The 26,856-nt window shown below is 39.7% G+C and carries 27 protein-coding genes; 17 read left to right on the top strand and 10 right to left on the bottom strand.

The annotated features are described in order from the left end of the window. Window positions 1-25 precede the first annotated feature (25 nt). The 4 genes from CQA58_RS00285 to CQA58_RS00300 are packed head-to-tail and all read right to left on the bottom strand — an operon-like array spanning window position 26 to window position 7,884. Complete coding sequence (locus CQA58_RS00285; protein WP_115568707.1) at window positions 26-2,713, bottom strand: autotransporter outer membrane beta-barrel domain-containing protein; 2,688 nt, start codon at window positions 2,711-2,713, stop codon at window positions 26-28. Further along, the gene (locus CQA58_RS00290) at window positions 2,700-3,998 is read right to left on the bottom strand and encodes an autotransporter outer membrane beta-barrel domain-containing protein (RefSeq protein ID WP_115568708.1); all 1,299 of its coding nucleotides are present in this window, start codon (window positions 3,996-3,998) and stop codon (window positions 2,700-2,702) included. Before CQA58_RS00290 ends, CQA58_RS00285 begins: the two co-directional genes overlap by 14 nt. Then, window positions 3,995-6,955, bottom strand: coding sequence for an autotransporter outer membrane beta-barrel domain-containing protein (locus CQA58_RS00295; protein WP_115568709.1), 2,961 nt, complete (start codon window positions 6,953-6,955; stop codon window positions 3,995-3,997). Before CQA58_RS00295 ends, CQA58_RS00290 begins: the two co-directional genes overlap by 4 nt. Continuing rightward, window positions 6,955-7,884 carry an NAD(P)H-dependent glycerol-3-phosphate dehydrogenase gene (locus CQA58_RS00300; RefSeq protein WP_115568710.1) on the bottom strand — a complete coding sequence of 310 codons (930 nt, stop codon included), beginning with the start codon at window positions 7,882-7,884 and terminating at the stop codon, window positions 6,955-6,957. Before CQA58_RS00300 ends, CQA58_RS00295 begins: the two co-directional genes overlap by 1 nt. A 170-nt stretch (window positions 7,885-8,054) precedes the next feature. Here CQA58_RS00300 and rpmE point away from each other — a divergent pair, with 170 nt between their 5' ends. From rpmE to CQA58_RS00345, 9 genes are all read left to right on the top strand, one after another. After that, window positions 8,055-8,258 carry a 50S ribosomal protein L31 gene (gene rpmE / locus CQA58_RS00305; RefSeq protein WP_115568711.1) on the top strand — a complete coding sequence of 68 codons (204 nt, stop codon included), beginning with the start codon at window positions 8,055-8,057 and terminating at the stop codon, window positions 8,256-8,258. Window positions 8,259-8,260: 2 nt separating this feature from the next. Beyond that, on the top strand, window positions 8,261-9,097 hold the full coding sequence (rsmI, locus tag CQA58_RS00310; RefSeq protein ID WP_115568712.1) for a 16S rRNA (cytidine(1402)-2'-O)-methyltransferase: 837 nt from the start codon (window positions 8,261-8,263) through the stop codon (window positions 9,095-9,097). After that, entirely contained in the window at window positions 9,094-9,780 is a 687-nt protein-coding gene (rlmB, locus tag CQA58_RS00315) for a 23S rRNA (guanosine(2251)-2'-O)-methyltransferase RlmB (protein WP_115568713.1), read from the top strand. The genes rsmI and rlmB overlap by 4 nt, the downstream gene beginning before the upstream one ends. Then, window positions 9,780-10,586 (top strand): hypothetical protein, encoded by an 807-nt coding sequence (locus CQA58_RS00320; RefSeq protein ID WP_115568714.1) that lies wholly within the window; start codon window positions 9,780-9,782, stop codon window positions 10,584-10,586. The genes rlmB and CQA58_RS00320 overlap by 1 nt, the downstream gene beginning before the upstream one ends. Next, entirely contained in the window at window positions 10,580-11,404 is an 825-nt protein-coding gene (locus CQA58_RS00325) for a hypothetical protein (RefSeq protein ID WP_115568715.1), read from the top strand. The genes CQA58_RS00320 and CQA58_RS00325 overlap by 7 nt, the downstream gene beginning before the upstream one ends. 9 nt (window positions 11,405-11,413) lie before the next feature. After that, window positions 11,414-12,685: a homoserine dehydrogenase gene (locus tag CQA58_RS00330; RefSeq protein ID WP_115568716.1), complete on the top strand. Its 1,272-nt coding sequence runs from the start codon at window positions 11,414-11,416 to the stop codon at window positions 12,683-12,685. Beyond that, window positions 12,678-13,004, top strand: coding sequence for a YraN family protein (locus CQA58_RS00335; protein ID WP_115568717.1), 327 nt, complete (start codon window positions 12,678-12,680; stop codon window positions 13,002-13,004). Before CQA58_RS00330 ends, CQA58_RS00335 begins: the two co-directional genes overlap by 8 nt. Before the next feature lie 8 nt (window positions 13,005-13,012). Beyond that, window positions 13,013-13,444, top strand: coding sequence for a MerR family transcriptional regulator (locus CQA58_RS00340; RefSeq protein WP_115568718.1), 432 nt, complete (start codon window positions 13,013-13,015; stop codon window positions 13,442-13,444). A gap of 87 nt (window positions 13,445-13,531) precedes the next feature. Then, on the top strand, window positions 13,532-14,632 hold the full coding sequence (locus CQA58_RS00345; protein WP_115568719.1) for an NAD(P)-dependent alcohol dehydrogenase: 1,101 nt from the start codon (window positions 13,532-13,534) through the stop codon (window positions 14,630-14,632). On the opposite strand, the gene CQA58_RS00350 is transcribed toward CQA58_RS00345, so the two are convergent. The 6 genes from CQA58_RS00350 to tatB are packed head-to-tail and all read right to left on the bottom strand — an operon-like array spanning window position 14,629 to window position 17,956. Continuing rightward, window positions 14,629-15,006, bottom strand: coding sequence for a hypothetical protein (locus CQA58_RS00350; protein ID WP_115568720.1), 378 nt, complete (start codon window positions 15,004-15,006; stop codon window positions 14,629-14,631). The genes CQA58_RS00345 and CQA58_RS00350 overlap by 4 nt on opposite strands. Then, a complete protein-coding gene (locus tag CQA58_RS00355; protein ID WP_115568721.1) occupies window positions 15,006-15,203 on the bottom strand; it encodes a PP0621 family protein in 198 nt (65 codons plus the stop codon). The genes CQA58_RS00350 and CQA58_RS00355 overlap by 1 nt, the downstream gene beginning before the upstream one ends. After that, window positions 15,197-15,733, bottom strand: a complete 537-nt coding sequence (gene rsmG, locus CQA58_RS00360) for a 16S rRNA (guanine(527)-N(7))-methyltransferase RsmG (RefSeq protein ID WP_115568722.1) — start codon at window positions 15,731-15,733, stop codon at window positions 15,197-15,199. Before rsmG ends, CQA58_RS00355 begins: the two co-directional genes overlap by 7 nt. Further along, a complete protein-coding gene (gene queA / locus CQA58_RS00365) occupies window positions 15,730-16,779 on the bottom strand; it encodes a tRNA preQ1(34) S-adenosylmethionine ribosyltransferase-isomerase QueA (RefSeq protein WP_245942715.1) in 1,050 nt (349 codons plus the stop codon). Before queA ends, rsmG begins: the two co-directional genes overlap by 4 nt. Beyond that, window positions 16,776-17,543: a twin-arginine translocase subunit TatC gene (tatC, locus tag CQA58_RS00370; RefSeq protein ID WP_115568723.1), complete on the bottom strand. Its 768-nt coding sequence runs from the start codon at window positions 17,541-17,543 to the stop codon at window positions 16,776-16,778. Before tatC ends, queA begins: the two co-directional genes overlap by 4 nt. Further along, the gene (gene tatB / locus CQA58_RS00375; RefSeq protein WP_115568724.1) at window positions 17,543-17,956 is read right to left on the bottom strand and encodes a Sec-independent protein translocase protein TatB; all 414 of its coding nucleotides are present in this window, start codon (window positions 17,954-17,956) and stop codon (window positions 17,543-17,545) included. Before tatB ends, tatC begins: the two co-directional genes overlap by 1 nt. Before the next feature lie 152 nt (window positions 17,957-18,108). Between tatB and serS the strand changes: the two genes are divergently transcribed. Genes serS through CQA58_RS00415 form a run of 8 tightly spaced genes read left to right on the top strand, consistent with a single transcriptional unit; the run spans window position 18,109 to window position 26,804 of the window. Next, a complete protein-coding gene (gene serS, locus CQA58_RS00380) occupies window positions 18,109-19,386 on the top strand; it encodes a serine--tRNA ligase (protein WP_115568725.1) in 1,278 nt (425 codons plus the stop codon). Between the two features lies 1 nt (window position 19,387). Next, window positions 19,388-21,754 carry a tetratricopeptide repeat protein gene (locus tag CQA58_RS00385; protein ID WP_115568726.1) on the top strand — a complete coding sequence of 789 codons (2,367 nt, stop codon included), beginning with the start codon at window positions 19,388-19,390 and terminating at the stop codon, window positions 21,752-21,754. Next, the gene (locus CQA58_RS00390) at window positions 21,755-23,794 is read left to right on the top strand and encodes an ATP-dependent helicase (protein WP_115568727.1); all 2,040 of its coding nucleotides are present in this window, start codon (window positions 21,755-21,757) and stop codon (window positions 23,792-23,794) included. Beyond that, window positions 23,791-24,645, top strand: a complete 855-nt coding sequence (gene flgA / locus CQA58_RS00395; protein WP_115568728.1) for a flagellar basal body P-ring formation chaperone FlgA — start codon at window positions 23,791-23,793, stop codon at window positions 24,643-24,645. The genes CQA58_RS00390 and flgA overlap by 4 nt, the downstream gene beginning before the upstream one ends. Further along, window positions 24,642-25,202 carry a UbiX family flavin prenyltransferase gene (locus CQA58_RS00400; RefSeq protein ID WP_115568729.1) on the top strand — a complete coding sequence of 187 codons (561 nt, stop codon included), beginning with the start codon at window positions 24,642-24,644 and terminating at the stop codon, window positions 25,200-25,202. Before flgA ends, CQA58_RS00400 begins: the two co-directional genes overlap by 4 nt. Then, window positions 25,199-25,687, top strand: coding sequence for a pantetheine-phosphate adenylyltransferase (gene coaD / locus CQA58_RS00405; protein WP_115568730.1), 489 nt, complete (start codon window positions 25,199-25,201; stop codon window positions 25,685-25,687). The genes CQA58_RS00400 and coaD overlap by 4 nt, the downstream gene beginning before the upstream one ends. Next, window positions 25,678-26,244, top strand: a complete 567-nt coding sequence (tmk, locus tag CQA58_RS00410; RefSeq protein ID WP_115568731.1) for a dTMP kinase — start codon at window positions 25,678-25,680, stop codon at window positions 26,242-26,244. The genes coaD and tmk overlap by 10 nt, the downstream gene beginning before the upstream one ends. Continuing rightward, complete coding sequence (locus CQA58_RS00415) at window positions 26,241-26,804, top strand: ComF family protein (protein ID WP_115568732.1); 564 nt, start codon at window positions 26,241-26,243, stop codon at window positions 26,802-26,804. The genes tmk and CQA58_RS00415 overlap by 4 nt, the downstream gene beginning before the upstream one ends. Window positions 26,805-26,856: the final 52 nt, after the last annotated feature.

Raw genomic sequence — 26,856 nt, forward strand, 5'->3', positions numbered from 1 at the left:
AAGTGCCTTCTCAACTTTGTTTAAGCTACCTCCTAGAATTGTATCTATCCTCTTGGGTTATGGTGGTGCTTGGAGAGTAACTATCTTGTTTGTAGTATCTCTCAGCTGTGGGGGTGGATTTGGGCTGGACATTCCCTCTATCACGCACTCCACTATTACGATAACTCTCTTGAGGTTGAGAGGTGGTTCTTGGGACATAATAATCTCTTGGATAGAAGCGATTAGTGTTCCCACTTTCTTCACCCCCTCCTTGAGGGGCAGAGTATTGAGGAGATGAGGGTTGAGGATAGGAGTCAATGATATTGTCTCGATTGCCCTCATAGTGCTTCATATTGCCCCTATCATTATCTCTAACGGTGGGAATATCCCTAATGGTATTGTATTTGAGCTTCCTTACTTTGAGGCGATTGGGGTCTTTGGGGGGTGGAGGTGGGGGGACATAGCGATCTCCAAAACTCCAGCGAATCCCTGCATTAAAAAGGATATCGTGTGTGTAGCTACCCATAAAGCTTGTATCAAATTGGAGATAAAATCTTAGATAATCCTTAAGTGTGATATTTGAGATGAGAGATACCCCCACATCAAAGTCCATATCAAAATTTTTCTCAAATTTACTCCATTGATCACTGAGTGTGGTTTTTGTCCCATTAAAAAGTGAGTAGTCAATAAACGCACCAAGTTTGAGATCTCCGATAAAACTCTCATTCCACTCATATCCTAGATACAAAGAGCTTCTGATGAGGAGAGGAAACTGAAAATCACTCTCGCCTTGGATTTGAGTGCCGTGAGGGTCTTGAGTATCAAGAGAGGCTGAGGAGATGAACCCTGAAGTGAGCTTGGCTTGAGGTTCGATATAAAAAAAGCTCTTATTGGAATTGAATGCAAATTTCTTCCCTACCTCTGTGCTAAGAGTGAGGAGGTGGGAGGAGATGGAGGTAGAAGAGGCAAGAGAGCCAAGATTGATATCTGTGGGCATATAGGCGTATTTGAGGACAATATCATAATAGAATCGATTGCTCCAAATCGAGGTATAGTAGAGGAAGCCCCCATAAGATTGGCTCTCTGAAGTGAAAATCTCTGTGGTGGTGTCTAAGAGATTGATTTCAAGCCCAAAGCCAAAAAAATCATCGTGCCCTTTGTAGAGGGCATTCATATCAAATCCCCCTACCATACTCATAAAGAGGTCTTTACCTGTGGTGAGGTTAGAATCTTCTTTGAAGTCGTTTTGGGCGATTGTGTAGTGGAAGTAGAGTCCAAAATCTTTGGGGTAGTTTCTAAGATCGCCAAGCCTTAGATTAAGGGATTGGCTAGATAGCTCAAAGAGGCGATAGGGGGTGTTGAGAGCAGTGGTGAGGGCTTTGGTAAGGGGGCTTTCTCCATCGGGAGTTACATTGGTAATCAGCCATTCTGTATTAGTCCCATTGACTTGCTTTGTGAGTGTGGTGTGATAGGAGGTAAGTCCCATTGTGGTGGGGAGAGCTGAGAATGTGGCTGTGGAATTGGTGCTGTTGATTGTGGCGACTACCATACGATCTGCAGTAGTGATACTTCCTGCTAGGGCTTGGGTGAAGGTATTGGGATTGTAGAGGATATCAAAAGTGTGAGAGCCATCAGCATTAGTAAAAGTCATCGTATCTATCTCTCTTGTAGCCACATCTCCATAGATTGCAAAGATTCCAGAGCCTGAGAGGTTTGTTCCACTTAAGGTTTTTTGGGTGAAGTTATTGCCAAAACGAGAAGAGCCATTGGGGATATTCATAAAATTGACTTTAGCACCTGAGGAGAGAGAGAGATCTTTTACCACATTATCTTCACTCTTTGAGCCATTTGTCATATTCCCCCACATATTCCACACAGAATTTGAAGAAAGACTTAGATCTGTGTTGTTGCCGATGATTGTGGCATTGAGGGTTGAGCCTGAAGAGGCGGTGATTGTGGCTGAGCCATTTTGTTGGGAGTAGGTGGTAAAGGTAGCTGAAGAATCAGAGAGATTGAGAGTGAAAGTTGAGTTATTAGAGAGTGAGACTGAACCGATAAAATAAGAGCTTTTGTTGTAGAGATTAAGCTCAAAAGAGCCTCCAGCGATATTTAGATTTCCTTTGAGGATAATGCTTTGTGAGGCTTTATTTCCTCCATTGTTGATGGTTACTTTTGAGTTAGTTCCCATTGTTGAAAAAAGATAGGGTAGAGGGCTTTGATTGTTGGAGAGATCGAGATAAAGGTTTGCATCGGTGATATTGAGATTGGAGTTATTTAAGAAAAACATACCATTGCTAAAATCACTTTCGCTAGAGGCTGTAACCTTAAGATTTGCATTGATATCAAGCTCTGAGCCATTGGGGAGATAGAAGTATCCTGAACTAAGATTTTGAGCTTGACTTGAATCAATGTAAAAACTCATATTTCCGCTATTGAAGGTGTATTTTCCACCATTAGTGTTTGTATCAGCACAAAATACAAGCCCACAAACATTTTGATTTGCATTATTTGCCCAATCCCCCGTGATTGTATTTGTGATAGAGAGGGTGGCATTTTGGTTATTGAAGAGGATATTATTTTTTAAGATAAAGTTTGCTGAATTAGCCGAATTATAAGTGAAATTTCCTGTGGTGTTTTCTTGGATTCCTGCAGGAAGTTGTGTCCAATTGTCAATCGTCGCACCACTTAAAAGATTGCAAACAATCAAAGAGAGATAGAATCTAGTCTTTGCCATATTTTCTCTCTAGCTCTCTTTTGTGATAATCACGGATAACCCCAATATCACGCACTTGCATTTGAGGGGTGTTTCTGTTTTGATAATTTTCTTCATTTTTCTTGATGTCTATCCATTGACTGCTCTCTCGCAAATAGCGTTGTCTTTTGGCGTATTTTATATCATCTTGCACATAAGGGGAGTTTCTTTTGGCTTGGGTGGTGTATTTTTCTTCCACTTGCTCCTCTGTAAGATGAGTTCGCTCCTCCACTCTTGCAATGCTTACATCTCCCTCATAACGCAAATTTTGCTGAATGGCTTTCATCGTCCTTGTATCGCTTCCTCCATAGCCTCTTTTGGGGGGTTGCTGATAGGTTGAGCCTCCAAAGAGGAATCTCATTCCCAAATTTGCCCCATAAGTGATATTACTCTCTCCAAAAAAGCTAGTCTTTGCCCCAAAATAAAGCCTAAAGTTTTTACTTGCGTGAATGTTTGTGGCAAACTCTAGTTCTAAGCGATAGCTCTCTCTTGAGGAGAGTTGAGTTTGGTTGAGTTTGGGAGAGGAGAGAAAGAAAAAATCACTATCAAAAAACGCTCCCAATCTCACATCTCCCCTCACTCCACCAAAAAAATCAACCCCAAAATACCCCCCACTTTTGAGAAAGAGTGGGATAGAGTTTTGGGTTGTGAGGGTGCTAGAGTTGGAAGTGAGAGTGAGAGAGGGGATAAAGCCTATTGAGGTTTTAAGCAAGGGTTGGAAGAAGAGAATGGAAGAGAAAATAAACTTCTGTCCGATTTCAAAACTTGCTCCTAGATGATGAGCTAAGGGGTTGCTAGGGAGATTTGAGGGAAGAAGTAGGGTGTAGAAAAGAGAGCTATCGATATAGAAGTGATTGTTTGCCACATAGCTATCATAAAGAGCGATACTCAAAGAGTTGGCAACTGCTTTTTGGCTTGAGAGATCAATCCAAGAGTAGGCATAGGAGAGAGAGAAGCCTAGAAAATTCTTGCCACCCTTAGGAGTGAAGGCGTGATCGTATCCTGCTTGAGCTAGGAGGCTTTGGGTAGTGGAAGAGAGGAGGGTGGGGGTATTGGCATTGGCTTGTTGTGTGAAGTTTGCTCTTAGCCAAAAACTCTCTTTGAGTGGGTAGGATTTGAGATCCCCCCTAGAGGAGTTGAGAGCTTCTTGGTTGTGGAGATAGAAAAGATTGTAGAGTGCATTAAGCGAGGTGGGGAGAATCTTATCTTGAGCGAGTAGAGGAGTGAGGAGAAGGGAGAGTGCAAACAAAAAGCGTTTATTTATCATTGAAATCCTCTATTTAAATTCTCTTTAATCTCTTGCATTGATCGATTGTTTTGTGGAATCACTGTGGGAGATATCGGCACATTTTGCTCTCTTTTGTAATTTTTGCTAGGAGCGTTAATCTCTTGAGGATTGTCGATAAAGACAGGCTCTCCTTGAGGTTGCTTCTGCACTTGTGGAGTGATAGAGAATTGTTGCAAACTCTCAGCCTTGGGCGTGGTGTCTTGGTTGTAGGGCTTGTTTTTGACTTCAATTTTGGGTGGAAGTTTTCTAATCTTTGTCATTCCTTTATAGTTATCCAAGATGTTTTGGGTTTCATAGTTTTGCACTTCAGGGATAGTCCTGCGATAAGCTGGGTATTTTCTGAAATCCTCAGGTGCTTCAAATCTTGGGGGGATATAGGGCATTTGAGGGTGCAATCTTCCAAAGTTGATTCTCACCCCACCATTGAGGGTAAAAGTGGAGTTGATTGTGCCAAAGAATGCAGTATCTATATCAAAGTAGATTCTCCAATATTCATTGAGGATAATGTTTGTTCCAGCATTAATTCGCCAATTGAAGTTTCCTGCGTGAGAGAGTGTCATCTTATCCAAGAAATCCTCAAGTCGCAAATCTCCACCGGTGTTGAAGTCATATTCAAAGCTTGTGCCAATATACAAATCCCCCTCATATCCCCTTGAATTAAAAGTCCAACCTGCTGTAAGTCCTGTGCGTAAATTTATGGGAGTATTGAAGTCTAGTCTAGCTTTGATATTTTGATTACTCCAATCTTTGAAAGTCCAATCTTGCCCACTATTGAATGCAAAAGAAATCCCCGCATCAGGTTTGATATAGAAATTGAGTGGGAGACTAAATCTCTGTCCGATTTCAAGAGAGGCTAGGAAGTTGTGAGTGAAAAAGTCAGGGATATTTCCTGCTAAGACTTCAGAGGCTATGGTGAAGCGATTGTGAGTGAAGTAGTATTTGGCTAGAGCGTCAATGTAAAATCCAAAATCAAAGAAATAAGTATCATAGATTGAAAATCCATAAGATTGGGATTTTCCTGTGTAAGAGGGATTGGAAGTATCATCTTCGCTTGGTAATCCATAGGCGTTGAAGAATTGCACATCAAATGAGCCTCCAAAGAAGTTTTTCCCTCCTAGCACATAGAAGTTTTGATCATAGCCTAGCCAAAGTGAGGCGTATTCATCCCAAGAGCCTATGGTTTGATCTGTCTCTTTAGAGCCTAGTCGTCCATATTTGGTTCTTATCCATACGCTATGCACCCTATCAAGCTTTCTTAGCTCTCCCATTCTGAGATTGAGGGTATCAATTTGGGTTTTTTCTATCCTAAATTGAGATTGGAAAAGTGAGTCAAGAAGTCGTGAGAGATAGGAGTTATCTGCTCTTTGCACATTGCTAACAATCCATTGCCAACCTTCTGGAGCTCCATTAGCACCATTGTAAATCTCTTTTTTGAGATTAGTGATATAGTTATACACCCCAATGGGCGTAATAGCTCCGATAAAATCATTCCCTCCTGCCATTGTGGTTTGTTTGGCAACGATGATTTTGTCGTCTTCTAGGTTTGTATTGAGAAGGGATTTGTCAAAGTTATTGGCATTCCAAAAGAGTTGGATATAGTGGGTGTTGAAAAGTTGATTTGTGATGATTTGATCTGTGGCGATAGTTTCTGTGAGAGTGTTTGTGGCTTGATCTGTGAGTTTGGTCCAGCCATCACGATTGAAAACTCCAAAGAGTCTAAATACTCCATTTTCTCCTAGAATTTGAGTTGTTGAGAGAGTGTAGCGAGTGGCTTCATCAAGAGTGGTGGTGGTTCTAGCTGTCGCCCCTTGATCTCTATATCTAAAATCCACCGAAGCTAGATTTCTTAAATGCTCAAAATTATCTTTTGTAAGATTGGCTTGAGGGTTGTTGATGGTGAGCAGATTGATTGTATTGCTTTGTCCCAAAAACCAAGTTCCCTCATTGTTGATTGTGATATTTCCTTGAGCAGGGAGATTGTCTGCAAGATAATTGAAATCAGCATAGAGTGAAGAGTGATTGACGCTAAAGTTAAGTTGTGCTGCTTGTGATTTAATCCCTGTTGTAATTTTGGCAATTGAATCTCCTGAGAGTGTGAGAATAAAATTTGGAGAGCCATTATTTCTATTGTGAGAGGTAAGATTGATTTCTGCACTTGAGCCTCCTTGGAGATTGAAGTTGGTTGTGGAAGTATTGACTGCTTCTACCCTTCCTTTGAAAAAGGAGTCTGTGTTGGTAAGATTGATTGTGGTAGTTCCTCCAAAGTTTGCGATATCCCCTGTGAGTTGGATTTTTGCATTGCCACCGGTATTGACATTGGTTGTCCCTGCGGTATCAAAGATAGTTTTTGCTCCTGTAATCCCCTCATTTGCATTTGCGTCATTGAGTGTTCCTGTGGCTTTGGAGAGATCGACGATAAAGTCATTGTTGATATTGATTGTAGATCCTCCATTTCTAAAGATTGAGAAAATTTGACTTCCTTCTGTGGCAGTGATTGTTGTCTTGACATTGAGGTTTAAACCACTATTTGCATTATCAAAGTTGAAAATACTTTTTGCATACATTCCTTGAGAATCAATACTCAGAGTAAGTGAGCCTACTCCATTGAAATCTTTCATTCCTTCCCCATTAAGGCGATAAATCATTGTAGTTTGATTGGTGGCTTGTCCTTGTGTTGTGAGATTGATTGTGAGGTTGTGATCAAAATTGACACTACCATTGAAATATTGACTTCCTGCTGTGGGATTTGTAGTGGTAGTAATATTGAGTGTGCTATCTTCATAGATAGTCAAAGGATCTGTGATTGTAGGATTGGCTGGTGGTTGGGGCTGAGGATTATTGGCTTTATCAAGCTCCCACCACTGCGTTGCATTCACACCATAGAGGCATTGAGAGAGTGCAACACTAAAAAATCCAATCCTTAGAAATTTTTTCATTACTTCATCAACACCTTTAGGCTCTCTTTGGGATCTTTGCCTTGGATAATCTCTTGCACCTGTGTGGCAATGGGGGTGTAAATCCCCTCTTTTTTGCTGATTTGATCAATGGCTTTGGAGCTTTTCACACCTTCAGCCACTTCTCCAAGCTCTTGCAAAATCTCTTCTATATCTTTATTTTGTGCAAGTGCTAAACCTACACGATAATTCCTTGATAGAGTAGAGCTAGCTGTGAGGAAGAGATCACCTGCTCCACTTAACCCCAAAAAGGTTTCCATTTTCGCTCCAAAATGCTCTCCAAAGCGACACATTTCCACTAATCCCCTAGCCATAAGAGAGGCTTTGGCATTATTGCCTAGAGCTAATCCATCACAGATCCCCCCTGCAATGGCAATGACATTTTTATATGCTCCACTCACTTCTCCACCGATAATATCAGGGCTAACATAGGTTTTGATAAAGCTAGGCATAAGTTCTCTAAACTCTCTAGCTAGTGGGATATTAAGAGAGTTAATCACCAAAGCACAAGGAAGCTTTCTCATCACTTCTTGAGCAAAGCTAGGTCCTGAGAGGAAGCAGAGTGAGAGAGAGGGGAAGAAATGCTGAAAAATATCACTTACAAATGCTCCACTATTCTCCTCAATCCCCTTACTTGCACACAAAATTTTTGGCTCTTTACCAAGGGAAGTGAGGGCAGGGTGAAACACGCTTGAAATCCACTCTCTCAGGGCACTTGAAGCGATGGCTATCACATAGTATTCACTTTGTAGTGCTTCTTGCAGTCCTACTTGTCTGATAGGAGAGGGAGAGGAGAGATCCTCTAGGGCTAGAGTCCGCCTAGAGTGGATCAAAACTTGGTTAGAAAAAGAGAGAGAAAAGGCGAGTGCTTTTCCCCAAGCACCGCCTCCAAAGACGCTAACTGTTGTCATAAAAAAACCTTGAATTCATAAATTTTTCAAACCCTTCAAACAAAAAGAGTTCCATATTTTTCAAGCATACTTTTATCTCTAAAATGTAAAATCATTAGAAAAAAGTCTAGCTTTTTTGGTAAAATCCCAAGTTTTAATCCAAATCAAATCCATATCAAAAGGAAGCAATGATGAAAAAAGGTATTCACCCTGAGTATGTCCCTTGTAAAGTAACTTGTGTAACAAGTGGAAAGACAATTGAAGTTTTGAGTAACAAAAGTGAGCTAAGAATTGATATTTCAAGCTTTTGCCACCCTTTTTATACAGGGAGCGATAAAATCGCTGATGCGACAGGAAGAGTAGAGAAGTTTAGACAAAAATACAATATGAAATAATTGTGCTGTATTTATTGCCTAGCCCTCTGGGCAATCTCTCTGATATTTCACTTCACACACTAGAAGTCCTCAAAGAAATTGAGGTTTTTTTGTGTGAGGATACAAGAATCACCCAAAAACTTTTGCTTCTTTTAGAGCAAAAGGGTTATCTCTCTTTGGGAGAGAAAAAGAAATTTATCCCCTTTCACACCCATAATCAAGATCAGTTCCTTGCTCAAACTTCTTTGGAATTTTTCAATCAAAAAGTTGCATTTTTGAGCGATGCAGGTATGCCTTGCGTGAGTGATCCAGGTTCTGCCCTCATCACTTATGCACAAACTCATCAAATCCCCTATGAGGTGGTTTTGGGAGGGAGTGCTTCAACTTTGGCTTATGCTTATAGTGGATTTGGAGATAGTGGGTTTGTTTTTGATTCTTTTTTGCCTCACAAAAGTGGCGAGAGAGTGGAGAGATTGAGGTTTTGGCAAGAGGTTTTGGGAGATAGGGGAATTGCTTTGGTGTGTTTTGAAAGTCCTCATCGACTTTTGGAGAGCTTGGAAGATATTGTGAGAGTGGGGAGCGAGATTGAGCTTTTTGCAATCAAGGAGATGACAAAGAAGTTTCAGAAATTTTGGAGGGGGAGTGCTAAAGAGGTTTTGGAGAGATTGAGAGAGGAAAACATACAGGGAGAATGGTGTCTTGTGATGAGGTTTGAGGACAAAAAAAGAGAGAAAAAAATCGGAGAGGTAGAAATCCTCTCTATGGATTTGCCTCCCAAAATCAAAGCCAAGCTTTTAAGTGAGGTTAGCATCCTCTCTCCCAAACAATGGTATGAGCGATTACTTAAGGAGGGGAAATGATTGTTTATGGAAAACAAGTCGTGCTTTATGTAGCCAAGAAAAAACCCAAAATGATAGAAGAGCTCTATGTCGCCAAAGAGTTAGATTCTAAAATCTTTAAACAATTAGCTCAAGTGGGAGCAAAAATCATCAGAGTAGATAGCAAAAAAGCCCAAGCTTTGGCTAGAGGGGGCAATCATCAAGGGATTTTAGCCAAAATCTCTCCCCTAAAAATGGGGGAGAAAAAAGAGCTTTTGGAGATGAAGAGAATCGTGGTGTTGTGTGGGATTAGTGATGTGGGAAATATCGGCTCTATTGTAAGAAGCTCTTATGCACTAGGAGTAGATGGGCTTGTAGTGGGTGGAGAGCTTTCAGAGAGAGCTATGGAGGGGATAGTGAGGGCAAGTGCAGGGGCAATGCTAGATTCTTTTGTAATGAGTTATCCCAAAATTTTGGAGCTAATTCACGAGCTTAAAGAGGCAGGATTTATCTGTTATGGAGCAGATATGGGGGGAGAGGAAGTTTCCAAAGTGAAAAAAGAGCAAAAATGGGCGTTGTTTTTGGGGAGTGAGGGAGAGGGATTGCATAAAAAAATCACCCAAAAAATGGATAAAATAATCTCTATTGAGATGAAAAATAATTTTGATTCTTTAAATGTTGGGGTGGCAAGTGGAATTTTAGTGCATAGGTTGGTGATGGAGTAATGGAGCAAAACGCATTAGAGAAGCTAAAGAGTATTGGAGCAGAGAAGATTAGAGAGGCTACAAGGCTAGATATTGGCAAGATTGAAGATATACTAGAGAAAAGATTTGAGAAAATTGCCCCCATAAGAGCTAAAGGTTTTATCAAAATGCTTGAAAAAGAGTTTTCTCTTGATCTCTCTATTTGGCTTATGGAATACAATGAATTTCACAATCAAAGAGGGGAGAAAAAAACTGAGATAAAGGGAGAGCAAAAAGGGGGGAATGCTTTGTTTTGGGCAGCGTGTGTGGGATTGGTGCTATGTGGGGGAGGGCTTTTGTATTGGATTTACTCTCAAGCCCCATCTACCTCTCACTCTTCTTCTATGCCTACACAACAGCCCCAAGAGCTTGTAGTCCAAGAAGAAGTCATAGAAGTGCTTCCCTCTCAAGAAGTGCTAGAAGAAGCCCCCAAAGTCTTAGAAGCTCCTACAAAAGAGTTGAGTGAGTATGGAGAGAGTGTATTTCCCAATATTGCCTATAACGAAGAGAATATCTTATTTATCACTTCAGATACTCCTTTGTGGGTGGGGATTGTCAATTTGGATACCAAAAAGAGAGTATCAAAAACCAAAAAAGAGTTTGAAATCCCTCTTGATAAACAACTTCTTCTTAGTATTGCAAGAGGGGGATTTAGTGCGAGTTTAGATGATGAAGAAAAAGTCTTTAGTGGATATAAGCCCATCTATCTTATCCATACTAAAGAAGGGGGATTGAAGCAAATTAGCAAAGAAGAGTTTATCCTCTTAAATGGTGGAGTGGAATGGTAAAAAAAATCCTTTTAATCCTTGCTTTTGTTGTGGGTGTATGGGGAGATGGGGTAGATGAAGCGATTGAAAATTTTATTGGAAAGAACTCTTTTTATACAAACCAAAACTTTATCAATCGTCTTTTTAAAGAGAAACAAAAATTTTATACCCAAGAGCATTTTGTAGATTACTATGCAATTTTAAAAACACTCAAAGATAATGGATTGCTTGAGCTAGTCTTCAAACAACCCTCTGAAGTGCGACTAAATTTCATCGCCAAAACCAAACCCATCCTTCTCACACGCACGATAAATAGCGTATTGTCTTCTTTGGGATATTCTTATTTCACCACCTCCAAAGCCAAGTATTCTCAAGAATACTCTGATATGACTTTTTCTCTTGTAACAGAGCATATCGTCGATCCAGTAGTAATGCTCAATGAATTGCGAAAGAGGGGAGTTTTTGCAAAAAAAGTGCAGAGGAATAGTCAGCTTGAATGGATTTATGAGCTTGAAGTGCAAGATTGGAGTATCACTAATGCCACTCCTCTTAGCACCACAGCAAGAATGGAGTTAAAAAATGTATCAGGGGAGTATTGGTTTAGCACCAAAAGTGCAGGGGTTTTGCAAATAAGCAAAAAAAACAATCGTATCGGTTGGTTTCCTCGAATTGTCTTGTTTGATAAAAATTTGCAAATCCTTGAGATCATCACTCAAGAGAGTTTTGCCAAAAGTGCTGAAGTGAATATCACAGATAGGACAGCTTTTGTAATGGTAACTGACTTGAATTCTCCTGCACGGCTAAAGTATGGGATCACAATCCAATTCACACCATATTAAGGAGAAGAGATGAGCTATAAAATCGCGATGATTGGCTTTGGCACTGTGGGAAGTGCAGTAGCCAAAAGGATACAAGAGCAAAAAGAGCTATTGGCTCAAAAAGCAGGGGTAGAGATAGAGCTAAAGCTAGTGATTGTGCGAGATAAAAGCAAATATCCTTTTTGTCCTTTTAAATTGAGTGAGAGGCTTGAAGATGCACTAGAAGATGATGAGATTTCTATGATTGTAGAACTTATAGGTGGAGTGGATTATCCTTTTGAGATAGCCAAAAAGACTTTTGAGAGAGGCAAGGCGTTTGTAAGTGCAAATAAAGCAATGTTAGCCTTTCACTCCCAAGAGTTAGAAAAACTCTCAAAAGGACTGCCTTTTGGGTTTGAGGCAAGTGTGTGTGGGGGGATTCCAATTATCGAGCTTCTTAGAGATAGTCTATCTGCCAATAAAATTTTGGGATTTGAAGGCATTCTTAATGGCACAAGCAATTTTATCCTTACTCAAATGTTTGAAAAAAACCAAGATTTCTATACAGCTTTGAGTGAGGCTCAAAGATTGGGATATGCTGAGGCGGATCCGAGTTTGGATATCAATGGAGGAGATGGGGGGCATAAGCTTTTGATATTGGCAAAAATGGCTTATGGAATCAATGCAAGATTTGAGGATATTTTGGTAGAGGGGATTGTGGGAATTAGGCTTGAGGATTTGCAATGTGCAAATGAGCTAGGATACAGTATCAAGCTTTTGGGGATTGCTAGAGAGAGTGAGGGGGAGCTTGATTTGAGGTTGCATCTAGCACTTTTGGGGAAAGACAAAAGCTTAAGTCATATCAATGGAGTGAAAAATGCAATCAACCTTAGAGGGGATTGTGTGGGAGAGCTTTTTATCAGTGGTTTGGGTGCTGGGGGAGATGCTACGGCAAGTTCTGTGATTGCTGATATTATCCATATTGCAAGACTTAAAGAGAGCAAAAGCTATCCTACCCCTCCTTTTGGATATTTTGCTCCCAATCATACTTTGAGATTGAAAGATAGGGGAGAGATTGAGTGTAAATATTATTTGCGTTTTGAGGTTTCAGATAGGCTAGGAGCTTTGGCAGAGATTAGCTCAATTTTGGCAGATTTTGGAATCTCTGTAAGTGAGATTTTGCAAAGAAGCAATGGAGAGAGGGCATTGATTTTCCTTATCACTCATTTGGCACAAGAGGGCAAGATGAATGAAGCACTTAGCAAAATCTCAAAGCTAGATTGTATGCTAGAAAATCCTTACAAAATCCGAATCTATGAGTAGAGAGAAAGGGAGAGAATACGAAAAAAGGGCGTGTGAGTTTTTGCAAAAAGAGGGGTTTGAGATCGTTGAGTGCAATTTTTACTCACGATTTGGAGAGATTGATATTATTGCTTATAAAGAGGGGGTAGTGCATTTTGTGGAGGTGAAGGGGAGTGAGAAGTATGAGAGTATTTATGCCCTCACTCCCAAAAAACTTCAAAAGATTATCCACACAATTAACTTCTATCTCTCCAAAAACTCTCTTACCTCTCCTTATTGTATCGATGCGATTGCTTTTAGGGGAGAGGAGATTGTCTATATCCCCAATATTACATTTTAGGAGAAAGAATGGCTTATATCATCAAAGAGGTTGAAAAACTTACAGGAATCTCATCACACACTTTGAGATTTTGGGCGAAAAAGGGACTATTTCCTTTTGTGCAAAAAGATCATAATCAAGTCAGATATTTTGCAAACTCTGATGTAGATTGGGCAAGATTTATTGAATGTATGCGTTCTGTGGGAATGAGCATAGAGCATATCAAAGACTATATTGCTCTATGTCAAAAGGGAGTAGAGAGTATAGAAGAGAGAAAGGCAATGCTAGTGGCTCAAAGGGAGGAAACAATTAAAAAGATACAAGCCTTTAGTGAAGCTCTCAATCATCTTGATTACAAAATTGCTTTTTATGAGGAGATGAGTAAAAACAATCAAGATCCTCTCAATCCTATGAAAGTGGGCTCTATAAGAGAATGTATGATGAAAAAAAGCAAAAAATAAGATTTTGCTCTTGACTTAGAGTAGCTCTCAGGTTTTATAATTTTTTCACTCAAGTTTTTTTGAGAATTTTTATTTTGAGGAAAGAAAATGAAAGATTTGGTGCTACAAGAGTTTAAAGAGGGCAAAGAAATTAGCTCAAAAGGTTATGCCCTTTTTTCTAAAGATGGTAATTTCAAACCCTATGAGTTCAAGCGACATTGCGTAGGGGAGAGAGATGTGTTGATTGAGATTTTGTATGCAGGGATTTGCCATAGCGATATTCATACAGCAAGGAGTGAATGGGGAGAAGTGAGTTATCCACTTGTCCCAGGACATGAGATTGCAGGGAGAGTGATTGGAGTAGGAAAAGGGGTAGAGAAGTTTAAGGTGGGGGACTTGGTAGGTGTAGGGTGTATGGTAAATTCTTGTCAGAGTTGTCCGACTTGTCAAAGTGGAGAAGAGCAATTTTGTGATGAGGGCAAAACGATATTTACCTATGCCTCAAAAGATATTTTCCACAATGGAGAGCTAACTCAAGGGGGATATTCTAGCCATATTGTCGTAGATGAAAATTTTGTGCTTAAAGTCCCACAGAATGCAAAGCTTGAATGCGTAGCTCCTTTGCTTTGTGCAGGAATCACCACTTATTCCCCTCTTAAGAGAGCCAATATCCAAGAGGGAGATGAAGTGGGAATTGTCGGATTTGGAGGATTAGGACATATGGCAGTGCAGTATGCTAAGAGTTTTGGAGCAAATGTCAGTGTCTTTGCGACAAGTGAGAGCAAGAGGGATTTAGCCTTTAGACTTGGAGCAAAGCATTTCTACAATGTCAAAAATCCCAAAGAGATTGAGGGGATAAATAATCGGTTCAAAGTGATTTTAAGCACAGTGGCACAAAACTATGAAATCAGTGATTATCTCAAAATGCTAAAGGTAGATGGAGAGATGATTATTGTAGGTGTGCCTCCGATTGCAAACCCTGCTACGCTCAATGCCACAGCTTTGATATGGAATTTTAGACGCAAGGTGTATTCTTCTTTGATTGGAGGGATTAGAGAAACTCAAGAGATGTTGGATTATTCAATCAAAAATGAAATCTATCCAATGATTGAGATGATTGATATTAAAGAGCTTGATAATGCGTATGAGAGGGTGCTAAAAAGCGATGTGCTTTTTAGATTTGTCATTGATATGAAAACTTTGAGTTAGAGAATGCTCTCAAACACTACCCCATCAATCCCTAAAAGGGCATATCGCTCTATCTCGCTTGGGTTTTGAATGATTTTGAAAATCTCAATATCAAGCAGGTATTCTTTGGCAAGATTTTGATAGGGGGTGGGATCACCTTCAAGCAAAGCATACTTTGCCCCAAGATTGGAGTAAATCAAAAAACTCTTAATGGAGTTGGGGATAAAGGCATAGCTTACTTGGTTGCTATAAGCAAATCCTCCTATGAGCAAATCACAATCTCTTGTATCTTTGAAGTAGGGGATTGTATTTGCAGGAATATTTGCAATATCCTCAACTTGATAGATTTTTTGAAAACTTGGATAAGGGATTGGGGGGAGTCCATAGATTTTCACTAGTTAGCCTTTTTAAGACAAGAATGAGAGCAAAAATACTTACCATTAGAGCATATTGCTTCACTTTGAGAGATAAAAGTCCCACATTCTTCACACTCAATCATCGTCTCTTCAATCTGTTTGCTTGGACGCTTTTTGATGAAAAAGAACCAAATGATTCCACCAATGACAGCAAGGAAAAGTAAAGTTTTTAGCATAAACACCTCCGATAAAAATAAATTTGATTCCCCAAAGAGCGAAAAATCTCACTCTCTTTGATTTGCTCCCCCTCATTGAGTAGATTTGAGCCTTTATAAAAAAGATAAGCCCCATTTGTAGCCAAAAATGGCTCTCCCAAAGAGAGCAGGGTAGGAGTAGAAGCCACAGCCTTGCTAGAAATCAGCTCCACTTTTTGGGGGATTTTTGCTTCTTGCACTAAGCTTGGATAGACTTTGACATTCTCTAGCTCTAGCTCAATGCAAAGCATTCTAAGAAAACTTGCCCTCTTTTTTCTTGGCTCTGTGAGAAAAAAAAGACTTTGAGGACAAGAGATGGCTAAAGGAATAGCAGGAAATCCTGCACCTGAGCCAATATCAAGGGCAGAAGAGAAGGGAGCGATAAAGTTTAGAGGATAGAGGCAATCTTGGATATGAGAGTGGATTTCCTCTAAACTCTTTGCTCCACTAAGGTTATGGGTTTGATTCCATTGCATTAGGAGTTTGGCGTATTCTTGAAGTTTGGCATTCATAAGATTAGCATTCCATCGCCATAGGAGTAGAAGCGATAATTATGTTTAATCGCTTCGCTATAAAGCTCTAGGCACTTTTCTCTCCCCACAAGTGAGCTTACAAGCATAATCAAAGTAGATTTGGGGAGATGAAAGTTTGTCAGAAGTGAATCAAGCTTTTTGGGGGGATTGAGGGGGTGCAAAAACAAATCGCACTCTCCTTGATAAATCTCTCCTTCAAATTTGGGGGGATTTTGATAAAGATATTCCACTACTCTAGCTGAAGTAGTGCCAATGCAAAGCGTGTGCTTGGCTGAAGCGATTTTCTCCCAAGCTTCCTTGCTCACCTCAAAACTCTCTGTATGGATTTTATGTTCTGTAATCTCTTCACTCTCCACACTCAAAAATGTCCCTGCCCCTACATGCAGGGTAACAAAGCAATGAGAGTAATGAGATTTGAGATAAGAGATATCGCTAAAATGCAAAGATGCCGTAGGGGCAGCCACTGCTCCAAGATTTTTGGCAAATACACTTTGATACTCGCTCTCATCAAGTCTTTCATCTTCTCTTTTGATATAAGGAGGCAAGGGGATATGTCCGATTTTCTCAAATTTTTCTAGCACCTCTGAGAGAGTGGCGATTTTGCCTTGAGTGAAAAATCTCACTTCTCTAAAACCATTTTCAAGTAAGGCTACTACTTCAAGAGAGAAATCTTCATCTAAGATAATGAGAGTGTGGGGCTTGACTTTCCCTCTAATCTGCACCAAAAATCGCTCATCACTCAAATGGCGATGATATAGCACTTCCACTCTTCCTCCAAGACTTTTATCCTCTTTGAGTTTATTGCCATACATTCGTGCTTTGATGACTTTTGTATCATTGAGGATCACTAAATAATCTTTGGGGAGGAAGTCATAGAAGTGGAAGAAATCACTATGAGTGATTAAATCTTTCTTGCGATCATAGACTAAGAGTTTGGCACTTTCTCTAGGAGAGGCAGGATAAGTGGCGATACGCTCTTGAGGGAGAGTGTAATCATAGCTTTGCAAGTATAAATCTTGTATCAACTCTTCTCCTCTTCCTCATCATCTTCCTCACTCTCTTCTTCCTCTTTTGGGGCAGGATTGACAAAGGAGAGGATAAGGATTGAAAGTCCATAAAGTCCAATGAGTGGGATTGCCATAAAAAATTGTGAAAGCACATCAGGAGGGGTAATCACAGCAGCGATAATGAAGATAATCACAATGGCATATTTAAAAAACCCTTTGAGTGTGGCATCAGTAATCAATCCGATTTTTCCTAGAAAATAGCTTAGCACAGGGAGTTCAAAAGCGATTCCAAACCCCAAAATGAGGCGAGTGAAAAAGGTTACATAGTTTTCAACACTAATGCTAGAGGAAAATTGCTGATTACCAAAGGCTAGAATATATTTGATGACAAAAGGAAAAACCACAAAATAGGCAAATCCTGCACCAATAGCAAACATAATGCTTGCAAAAAATACAAAAGGCAAGACAATCATTTTCTCGTGTTTATAGAGTCCAGGTGCGACAAAGAGCCATATTTGCCAAAAGATAACAGGCATTGAGAGAGCCAAAGAGGCAAAAAAGCTTACTTTCATTGCTGTAAAAACTCCCTCAGCAGGAGAGAGTTGCACTAGCTCACCTTTCACTCCTCCCTCACCAAAAGCTTCACTCAAAGGGAGTTTAATCCACTCAAAGATAGTTTCCCAAAAACTAAAACAGATGAAAAATACAACAATCAAAACGCCAAAGGAGATAACAAGGCGTTTGCGTAAATCTTGGATATGGGGTTTTAAATCTTCAAACATTAGGATTCCTTTTTATAACCGATTTCTTGGGCGTTTTCTTTGGGGGTTACACTCAGACTTTGAGCCTTATCTTGCAGACTTTGAGCATTGAGCTCATCTTGGAGGGATTGCTTTTCTTCAGCACTAGGTTTAGGAGTGGGATCAAAGATGTGATTGAGATCATTTACCCCTGAATCTTTGCTGATATTTTCAAGTCCTTGAGTAAGAGAGTTTTTGTATTGCAGGGCTTCTTGCTTGAGTTCTTGAAGCTTTAGCTCTTCATCAAGGCTTGATTTTGCTTCATCCATTGTTTTTTTGATAGCCTTAAAAAATTTGGCTAAATCCACCATTGCTTTGGGGAGCTTGTCTGGTCCTAAAAAAATTACAGCAATGACAAGCACCATACAAATCTCAAAAAAACCCATTCCAAACATACTCATACCCTCAAAGTGTAAGATTTTTCAAAAATTGCATATTTTACACTTAAAAATCCATTTTAGAGATGATGATTTGTGGAATAAAAAGTGTTTAAATGCTAGAATTTGATATTTAAATAGTTTTTAGAGTTTTTGTGTCGGAGGAAAAGATGATAGACATTAAGCTATTGATTGCAGATTTTGATGCGGTGGCAAAGAAGCTAGAGATTAAAAAAGTTGAGGGCTCAATTCTCTCAGAGTTAAAGAGTAGAGCCTTATCTTACAAAGAGAGCAAACAAAGACTAGAAGAGCTTCAAGCAAGTCAAAATGCAAACTCCAAGCTTTTTGCAAAATATCAGCAAGAGGGCAAAAGTATCGCTGAGTTAAAAGAGGGATTGGAAGAGAATAAGAAAAAGATTCAAAGCCTAAGTCAAGAGGTAGATGAGCTTGAGAGTTTGCTGGAGAGTTTGTTGCATACAATCCCAAATATCCCTGATGAGAAGACTCCAAAAGGAGAAGATGAGAATGATAATGTTGAGATCAAAAAGATTCTTAGCCCCAAAGAGTTTAGCTTTGCCCCAAAAGAGCATTGGGAGTTAGCAGAGAGTAATGGTTGGATTGATTTTAGTTTGGGGGTGAAGTTAGCCAAAAGTCGCTTTAGTGTGCTAAGAGGGGAGGGAGCAAGATTAAATAGGGCATTGATGAATTTTATGCTTGATTACAATGAAAAAAGAGGGTTTGAAATCATCTCTACTCCTGTGATTGTCAATAAAAATTGTCTTTTTGGCACAGGACAGCTTCCAAAATTTGAAGATGATATGTTTAAAATCAATTCAAAAGTTGAAGAGCTTGATGGAAGCGAGTGTGAGAGAGAGTTGTATTTGATTTCAACCTCTGAGATTACCCTTACAAATCTCTATAATGATGAGATTATCCCTGTGGAAAAACTCCCTATCAAAATGACAGCTTGCACACCTTGTTTTAGAAAAGAAGCAGGAAGTGCAGGGAGAGATACAAGAGGAATGATCCGCCAACACCAATTTGACAAAGTCGAGCTTGTGGCAATCACACATCCAAGTGAAAGTGAGGCAATGCAAGAGTATATGATTGAAACAGCTTCAGGAATCTTGCAAGAGCTAGGATTGCCTCATCGTTTGGTGCAACTTTGTGGAGGGGATTTGGGCTTTAGTGCAAGTAATACTGTGGATATTGAAGTGTGGCTACCAGGTCAAGGAAAATATCGAGAGATTAGCTCTGTATCAAATACTAGAGATTTCCAAGCTAGAAGGGCTAAGATTAGATATAGGGAAGAGAAGAAAAATGCCCTAGTGCATACGCTCAATGGCTCTTCTTTGGCAGTGGGTCGGACATTGATTGCGATTATGGAAAATTATCAAAATGAAGATGGAAGCATTAGCATTCCTGAGGTTTTAAGAAAGTATCTCTAAGATGAAGTTTGAACAGATTAAAGATAGGATTAAATCTTTTTTTCTCTCTCAAATTAGAGCGATTAAAAGCTTTTCAAAGCGAAACATACAGACAGGGGAGAACAAAATTGCCTCCTATGTAGTGCTAGTTTTGCTAGGATCAATTATCGTCTTTTATCTTGTTTTCACGCTCATCACTTCAGAAACAAACGCCAATCCAAAAGATATTCAAATCCAAAGCACACCTAATCAAGAAAAAACAGATTTTACTCCAAGCGTAGATGAAAAACAGCTTGTCTCAAAAAGTCTAATCAACCCCGCCCCCTCAGGTGAGCTCTCTGAAATGATACAAAAGGCCAATATTCTCTACAATAATGGCAGAGTTGAGGACGCACTAGAGATTTTTGATAAACTTGCTCTCTACTCTCAATCTTTGGCAAATTATAATTTGGGAGTGATTAAAATCACAGAGGGGCAATACAAACAAGCCCAAGAGATTTTCCAAAAAGCAATCAATGGGGGTGATGACGTGGCAATCAGTGCTTTAAATGCTGCATATGTGGCTTATAAGCAAAACAATCTTAAAGAATTTAATCACTTTCTCAATCTTGCAAACTCACAACTTTTCAACTCAATCAACACGCCTTTTTATTCTTATCTTTACGGAGTGATTTCCTACTATAACAAAAATTATTTTGAGAGCCTATCTCCACTTCTTAATCCAAATTCTCCTGATTACCAAAAACAAAACGATCTTTTGGCTTCTAAAATGTTTTTGATGTTTGATGATGATTACAATGCCCTAGAATATCTCAAAAAATCAGCCTCAGAGGAAGATTATTTGGCTTTGGGAATGCTGTATGCAAGGAATGGAGAGTATGAACAAGCTAGAAATACGATTGTTGGATTTTTGCAAACTCATCCTAATAATTTAGAAGCTATCAATGCTTTGGAGCTAGTGAATTTGAAGCTAAGGGATTATGAGGAGAGTGCAAGACTTTTAGAGACTTTTTCCAAAGAAAATGCCCCAAAGCTTCCTTTCAAAATCATCACAGGATTAAATGAAGATTTATTTGATATCAATATTGCTCAACAAAACTTTTGGAATCGCAAATTTGAGCATCGCCAATCTTTGCAATACAAGATTTTATTTTACTATGCTCCCTATAAGGTTTTTGATAGCAAAGAGGTGTTTCAAATCCTTTCAGAAGGGGACTTTGAGTGGGGGGCAGGTAGGATTGATGAAAGCCAAGATTCTTATGTGAGAAGTCAGACAATCTCAAAAATCAATCGTGATATTGCCAATGGATTAAAAGAGGTGTATGTAGGGGATTTAAGAAAGGCTCTTAAAATCTTTCTTGAGAATGTCAAAACCTACTCTCAACACTCAGTGCTGTATTATGATATAGGATTGATTTATGCCCAACTTGGGGATTTTGAGAAGGCTTATTCTTATTTTTCACGAGCTTATCATCTCAACAATAAAGATATCCTAGCAGGAATCTTTGCGATGATGAGCGGACAGCTTGTCTATCAAGATACCTCAAGGATTGCAAGCTCTATTGCTCTTGATTTTTTAAACATTACTTTCAAAAATGATTATGAGAGAGCGTTTATGTCAGATTTGTTTGAGCATGCAAGAGGAGGGATGCCTACGCTAATGAATATGGGTAATGAAGATTTGCAAAGCGATAAGTCTTTGTATTATGCCTATGGTGCAATTGGAGCAATGGCAAATGCGGATAGAGCCAAGATTATTGACTTCTTTGGCAAACTCAAAGCAATGCAACCCCAAGATCTAGCGACAAATATTTTATATGAAATGGCACAAAATTTTGGAATGAATCTCAAAGAGGTTTCTCTAAAATTCTCAAAAACTTTCCGTAAAGGGACTTTTTCTAATTTGCATTCACTCTATTATGGAGGAGCATTGGTAAGAGAGCTTTATATCTACCTAGCCTTTGTTACAGGAAACTTGCCCTATGTCATCGATCAGCTCCAAGAAAAGCTCATCTCTGAAGAAGAATCCCCAAATGGCACGATGCAAGCTTTGGGACTTGCCTATATTTACAACAAAAACTTTGAAAAAGCCTTTGCCACTTACAATACTCTTATTGATGGGTTGAAAGAAGATGATGTGAGGACAAAATTTTTGGGAGCTGTGAGTGCCATTGGTGCAGGACATTACAACAACGCCGTTGTATTGCTACAAATCTCAAAACTTGATTCTATTGCTTCACTTGAGAGCCGTTATGCACTAGGGTTGCTTTATCAACAAACAGGCAATATCAAAAGTGCAATGAGTTTATTTAGTGGCATTGCAAATCGAGGATTTGTCTCAGAGTTTTTTGATTTCAAAATCGATACAAGCGATCTTTTGGAGCAATAATTGGACTTCTTAAAAGGATTGAATGCAAGGCAAAGCGAGGCAGTTGAGTGCATTGATGGGGCTTTGCTAATCTTGGCAGGAGCAGGGAGTGGTAAGACAAAAACCCTCATCTCTCGCCTTGCTTATCTTATCGGTGCAGTGGGAATCCCCCCTAGCTCAATTCTTTGTCTTACCTTTACCAATAAAGCAAGTAATGAGATGAGAGAGAGGGCGATGGCAATGCTTAGGGGGTTTGATTTAGATTCTCAGCCTCTTCTTTGCACATTTCATAAATTTGGTTTATTGTTTTTGAAGCGATACATTTCTTTGCTTGATAGAGGGGCAAATTTTGTGCTTTTAGATAGTGATGATTGCAAAAAAATCATCAAAAGTCTTGAGAGTAAAATCGCTACTTCCACCCTTCTCTCAGCAATCTCTTTCTACAAAAATGCCACCCTTAGTCCCTCTGAAGTGCTTAGTGGTGCAAGAGATGGTGAGGAGAGGAAGATTGCAAAAGTTTATGAGGAGTATCAAGAATATTTATTGAGAAATAATTTGCTTGATTTTGATGATTTGCTTTATCTCACTTATTTAATCCTAGAGCAAAACCCCTCTTTGGCTTCTCATATTTCCAAGAAATACGCTTATATTATGGTCGATGAGTATCAAGATACCAATCCTTTACAATACAAAATCTTAAGGCTTCTCACTCAAGAGCATAGCAATTTGTGCGTAGTGGGAGATGATGATCAGAGCATTTATGGCTGGAGGGGGGCAGATATTCGCAATATTTTGGAATTCACCCAAGATTTCCCCAATGCAAAGATGATTAAACTAGAGCAAAACTATCGCTCAACCCCTGAGATTTTGAGAGTGGCAAATGCCTTGATTTCCAAAAACTCTCAACGACTAGGCAAAGTGCTAGAGCCGACTTTGGAAAATGGGGAAGAGGTGGAAGTGAGTGTATATGAGAGCGATAGAGAGGAGATGAGGGCAATTAGCAAGAAAATCATCGCCTTGCATAAAAGTGGAGTGTCTTATAAAGATATTGCAATCCTTTATCGCCTCAATGGTATGGCAAAGAGTGTGGAAGATGGATTGCTTAAAGAGAGAATCCCCTATAAAGTCATTGGCTCTATTCGATTTTATGAAAGATCTGAAGTCAAAGATGTGATTAGCTATCTAAGACTTATGGTCAATCCTAGCGATGATTTCTCACTTCTTAGAGTCATCAATCGCCCCAAAAGAGGATTTGGCAAAGCCTCTCAAGATAAACTCATCTCACTTGCTAGAGGGAGGAGGATTTATGAGTTTTTTTGCAATGAGAGTGAGTGCAAAGAGGGGATTGGAGAGAAAAATTATAAAACTCTCAAAGAGTTTTTTGATCTAATTGCCGAGCTTAAAGAGGCATTGAAACATTCTTTTGAGCGATTTGAGGATACATTTTCTCAAAGGATTGATATTTTGAGTGAGTATGCAATCAGTGAGAAAGAAGAGAGGGGGAGCAATCTTAAAGAATTGTTTGCCTCACTCAAAGAAGAGATTGCAAAAAATAGAGGGATTGAAGATTTTCTCAATGATCTGTCTTTGAGTTCAGATCTTGATGTGGAAGTAGAAAATAGCATTTCTTGTATGAGTGTTCATCTAAGCAAGGGGTTGGAGTTTGATTATGTATTTGTGGTGGGGTGTGAGAATGGATTTTTCCCATTGCTAGGAGATGGGGGAGATATGGAAGAAGAGAGAAGATTGGGATATGTGGCTTTCACAAGGGCTAAGAAAAAGCTCTTTTTGAGCTATACTCATATGCGTTTTTATCGAGGAAAATCCTCTTGTCTGCCCCCCTCAAAGTTTTTGTTTGAAGCCAATTTGCTTCAAGGTGAGAGTGAGACAAGTGAGGGTGTGGGGGAGAGAGTGATGGGTAGTGGGGCAATGGTAAGGCATAAAATCTTTGGAGTGGGGCGAGTGATTGAAGTGAGTGGAGGGGGCAAAGAGATGAGGGTGAGGGTGAATTTTGGAGGGAATGAGCGGTGGATTTTAAGCTCATTTTTGGAGCTTGTATGAGAGTTTTGCTAGGAATCTTGCTTTTTTTCTCACTAGGGATATGTGAGATTAAAGAGAGATATATCCTCTCTAGCAATGAAATTTACTCCACAGATTTGCTCCCCAAAGCCCCTAAATTTCTCATCGCAAAATTTGGGGAGAATTTCTCCCTCACACTCTCTAGCCAAAAACTAAAAGAGCTTTTTGCCTCTTATTCTACACCCTTTGAGAGTGCTTATCCTCAAATCACTTTTTCCTATCACTCCACCCTCCCTCTAGTTCAAGTCAAAGAGCAAATCGCTCAAGCTCTCCTTTTGCAGTATCCCAAAATGCAAATCCAAAGTATCAATCTCAAACCCATTGGGCGAGATTTGGGTAATGAGAGGGTTTTTGAGTTAAAAACCTTGCAAAATGTGATATTCAAAAAAAAGACTTTTCAAATCTTGCTCAACACCTCTATGGGTGTAGTGCCGTTTTTGTGTGAAGTGAATGCAAGGCTTGAGGTGTATATAGCAAGAGAGGATATTAGAGCTAGAGAAGATTTAAGTGTGAGCAATGTAGAGAGAAAGTGGGTGGAGTTTGAGGGATTTATCCAGCCACCAATAAATGAGAGTGAATTTCTCTCCTCATCAGCTAGAAGCTTTATCAAACAAAATCAAATCATCACAATCAACAAAATCAAGCCCAAACTTTTTGTCAAAAAGGGAGAGATGATAGAAGTAGGGTTAGAAGAGGGAGGAGTGAAAATCACTACAAGACTTGAGGCATTGCAAAATGGGGGATTGGGAGAGGAGATTATGGCAAAAAATCCAACAAGCAAAAAAAATATCAAAATCAAAATTACAGGCGTAGGCAAAGGGGAAATCAAATGAAAAAAATCATTTTAGCTATCAGTGGGGCAAGTGCAACAACTCTAGCAATGAAGTTTCTCAAAGAAGCCCAAAAGAGTGCAGAGTGTTATGTAATCCTCTCTAATGGTGCAAAACTTGTGGCACAAAAGGAGAGAGGAGAGGATTTGAGGGCAAGAATTGAAGAGCTTGGAGTGAGGGTGTATGAAGAGGAAGAAATGGAGGCTGGAGTGGCTTCAGGGAGCTTTGGGGTGAGTGCAATGGCTGTGATTCCTACAAGTATGAATACTTTAGCTAAGATTGCTTATGGAATCGGTGATGAGCTTATCTCTAGGTGTGCGTGTGTAATGCTTAAAGAGAGAAAAACCTTGCTTCTAGCTCCAAGAGAAATGCCCCTCTCTCCTATCGCATTAGAGAATATGAGCAAACTTGCCTCACTTGGAGTGATTATCGCCCCACCGATTTTGGGGTATTATTCAGGGGCAGAGAGTTTGGAATCTATGGAAAATTTTTTGGTAGGCAAATGGTTAGATGTGCTAGGAGTAGAAAATGAGCTTTATGAGAGATGGAGGGATAGATGAGAAGGGTAGCGATTTATCCAGGGACTTTTGATCCATTGACAAATGGGCATTTTGATATTTTAAATCGGAGTGTAGAAATCTTTGATGAAGTGATTGTAGCTGTGGCAAAAAATGCTTCAAAATCTCCACTGCTAAGCCTTCAATCTCGCTGTGAGATACTAGAGATTTGCTTAAAAGATTTCAAAAGGGTCAAAGTCGAATCTTTTGATACGCTTTTGGCTGACTTTGCCAAGAAAAGGGGGGCAAGAGTGATTTTAAGAGGGCTTAGAGCTGTGAGTGATTTTGAATATGAGCTTCAAATGGGGTATGCCAATCAATCCCTAAACTCTGAGCTTGAAACCCTCTATCTAATGCCAACCTTGCAAAATGCTTTTGTCAGCTCTTCAATTGTAAGGAATATTTTGGGTTATCAAGGCAAAATCTCTCATCTTGTCCCCAAAGGTGTGGTGGAATATCTCAAAGCAAAGGGTTATGAATGTATGTAGCATTAGAAGGGATAGATACAGCAGGGAAAAGCACACAGATTTCACTTCTCAAAGAGGCTTTCCCGCAAGGCATTTTTACTCTAGAGCCAGGGGGAAGTAAGCTAGGAGTAAGACTAAGAGAGATTTTGCTTGAGGGGGAGTTTTCTCTAAGCTCTAGGGCTGAGTTTTTGCTCTTTCTCTCTGATAGGGCAGAGCATTGCTCTAAAGTTTTGCTCCCCAATCGCGATAAGCTCATCATCTCTGATCGCTCACTTATTTCAGGGATTGCATATGCCAAGAGTTTGCCACTAGAAGAGGTTATCTCTCTCAATCTCTTTGCCACAGAGGGGTATAAGCCTGATTTGGTGGTTTTATTGGAGCTTAGCAAAGAGGAGCTAGAGAGGAGATTGGGGGAGAAAAGGCAAGATAGCATTGAGCTTAGGGGGAGTGAGTATTTGCTAGAGATTCAAAAGAGAATGATACAGGCGTGTGAGAGGCTAGGAGTGAGATTATTGAGGGTTGATGCGTCTTTGCAAAGAGAGCAAATCCATAACAAAATCAAAAAAGAGCTGAATTGAAGTGCTTGTCTTGTGGGAAATGGAGCTTTAGGATTATCTGTAAAAATTGTCAATCTCTAATCACTCTCAAGCCCACTTTGAGGCTAGTGGGGGATTTGAAGGTTTATAGCTTTTTTGCTTATAGCGAGATTGAATCTTTGCTTCACTACAAATACTCTCCTGTGGGATCAAGGGTGTATAGGGTGTTATGCAAGATTGCAAGAGAGTATTTTGCCCCCACTTTTTCTCTCAAAGAAGCCTATGGAGTAGGGATAGATGATAGTGTGAGAAGAGGGTATTCACATAATGGAATCTTTTTGAGTGAGTTTAGAAAATGTGGAATCAAGCCCATTTATGGAGAGCTTTTGGCACAAAGTGATGTGAGCTATGCAGGAAAAAGCCTAGAGTATCGCCAAACCCACCCCAAAGGCTTTGCTACACACTTAAAGGAGAGAAAAAATCTCATCATCTTTGATGATATCATTACCACAGGAGTGAGTTTGAGTGAGGCTAAAAGAGTGCTAGAGCAAGAGGGAAATGAAGTGCTTTTTGCCTTGGTGCTTTGTAATGCTAGGGGGTAGGGGCTAGTGAGTTGCTCTAAGAAAGATATAAAAATACGCATAATTAGTAAAA

The organism is Helicobacter brantae, from assembly GCF_003364205.1.
GTDB lineage: Bacteria > Campylobacterota > Campylobacteria > Campylobacterales > Helicobacteraceae > Helicobacter_G > Helicobacter_G brantae.

Excerpts from the sequence above, each read along its gene's own strand:
- rpmE (WP_115568711.1), top strand. The coding sequence starts at position 8,055 with ATGAAAAAAGGTATTCACCCTGAGTATGTCCCTTGTAAAGTAACTTGT.
- flgA (WP_115568728.1), top strand. The coding sequence starts at position 23,791 with ATGAGAGTTTTGCTAGGAATCTTGCTTTTTTTCTCACTAGGGATATGT.
- tatC (WP_115568723.1), bottom strand. The coding sequence starts at position 17,543 with ATGTTTGAAGATTTAAAACCCCATATCCAAGATTTACGCAAACGCCTT.
- tatB (WP_115568724.1), bottom strand. The coding sequence starts at position 17,956 with ATGTTTGGAATGGGTTTTTTTGAGATTTGTATGGTGCTTGTCATTGCT.
- rsmG (WP_115568722.1), bottom strand. The coding sequence starts at position 15,733 with ATGAATGCCAAACTTCAAGAATACGCCAAACTCCTAATGCAATGGAAT.
- CQA58_RS00300 (WP_115568710.1), bottom strand. The coding sequence starts at position 7,884 with ATGACAACAGTTAGCGTCTTTGGAGGCGGTGCTTGGGGAAAAGCACTC.
- coaD (WP_115568730.1), top strand. The coding sequence starts at position 25,199 with ATGAGAAGGGTAGCGATTTATCCAGGGACTTTTGATCCATTGACAAAT.
- CQA58_RS00340 (WP_115568718.1), top strand. The coding sequence starts at position 13,013 with ATGGCTTATATCATCAAAGAGGTTGAAAAACTTACAGGAATCTCATCA.
- CQA58_RS00400 (WP_115568729.1), top strand. The coding sequence starts at position 24,642 with ATGAAAAAAATCATTTTAGCTATCAGTGGGGCAAGTGCAACAACTCTA.
- CQA58_RS00355 (WP_115568721.1), bottom strand. The coding sequence starts at position 15,203 with ATGCTAAAAACTTTACTTTTCCTTGCTGTCATTGGTGGAATCATTTGG.
- CQA58_RS00385 (WP_115568726.1), top strand. The coding sequence starts at position 19,388 with ATGAAGTTTGAACAGATTAAAGATAGGATTAAATCTTTTTTTCTCTCT.
- CQA58_RS00325 (WP_115568715.1), top strand. The coding sequence starts at position 10,580 with ATGGTAAAAAAAATCCTTTTAATCCTTGCTTTTGTTGTGGGTGTATGG.
- rlmB (WP_115568713.1), top strand. The coding sequence starts at position 9,094 with ATGATTGTTTATGGAAAACAAGTCGTGCTTTATGTAGCCAAGAAAAAA.
- tmk (WP_115568731.1), top strand. The coding sequence starts at position 25,678 with ATGTATGTAGCATTAGAAGGGATAGATACAGCAGGGAAAAGCACACAG.
- CQA58_RS00345 (WP_115568719.1), top strand. The coding sequence starts at position 13,532 with ATGAAAGATTTGGTGCTACAAGAGTTTAAAGAGGGCAAAGAAATTAGC.
- CQA58_RS00335 (WP_115568717.1), top strand. The coding sequence starts at position 12,678 with ATGAGTAGAGAGAAAGGGAGAGAATACGAAAAAAGGGCGTGTGAGTTT.
- serS (WP_115568725.1), top strand. The coding sequence starts at position 18,109 with ATGATAGACATTAAGCTATTGATTGCAGATTTTGATGCGGTGGCAAAG.
- CQA58_RS00320 (WP_115568714.1), top strand. The coding sequence starts at position 9,780 with ATGGAGCAAAACGCATTAGAGAAGCTAAAGAGTATTGGAGCAGAGAAG.
- CQA58_RS00290 (WP_115568708.1), bottom strand. The coding sequence starts at position 3,998 with ATGATAAATAAACGCTTTTTGTTTGCACTCTCCCTTCTCCTCACTCCT.
- CQA58_RS00330 (WP_115568716.1), top strand. The coding sequence starts at position 11,414 with ATGAGCTATAAAATCGCGATGATTGGCTTTGGCACTGTGGGAAGTGCA.
- CQA58_RS00295 (WP_115568709.1), bottom strand. The coding sequence starts at position 6,955 with ATGAAAAAATTTCTAAGGATTGGATTTTTTAGTGTTGCACTCTCTCAA.
- CQA58_RS00285 (WP_115568707.1), bottom strand. The coding sequence starts at position 2,713 with ATGGCAAAGACTAGATTCTATCTCTCTTTGATTGTTTGCAATCTTTTA.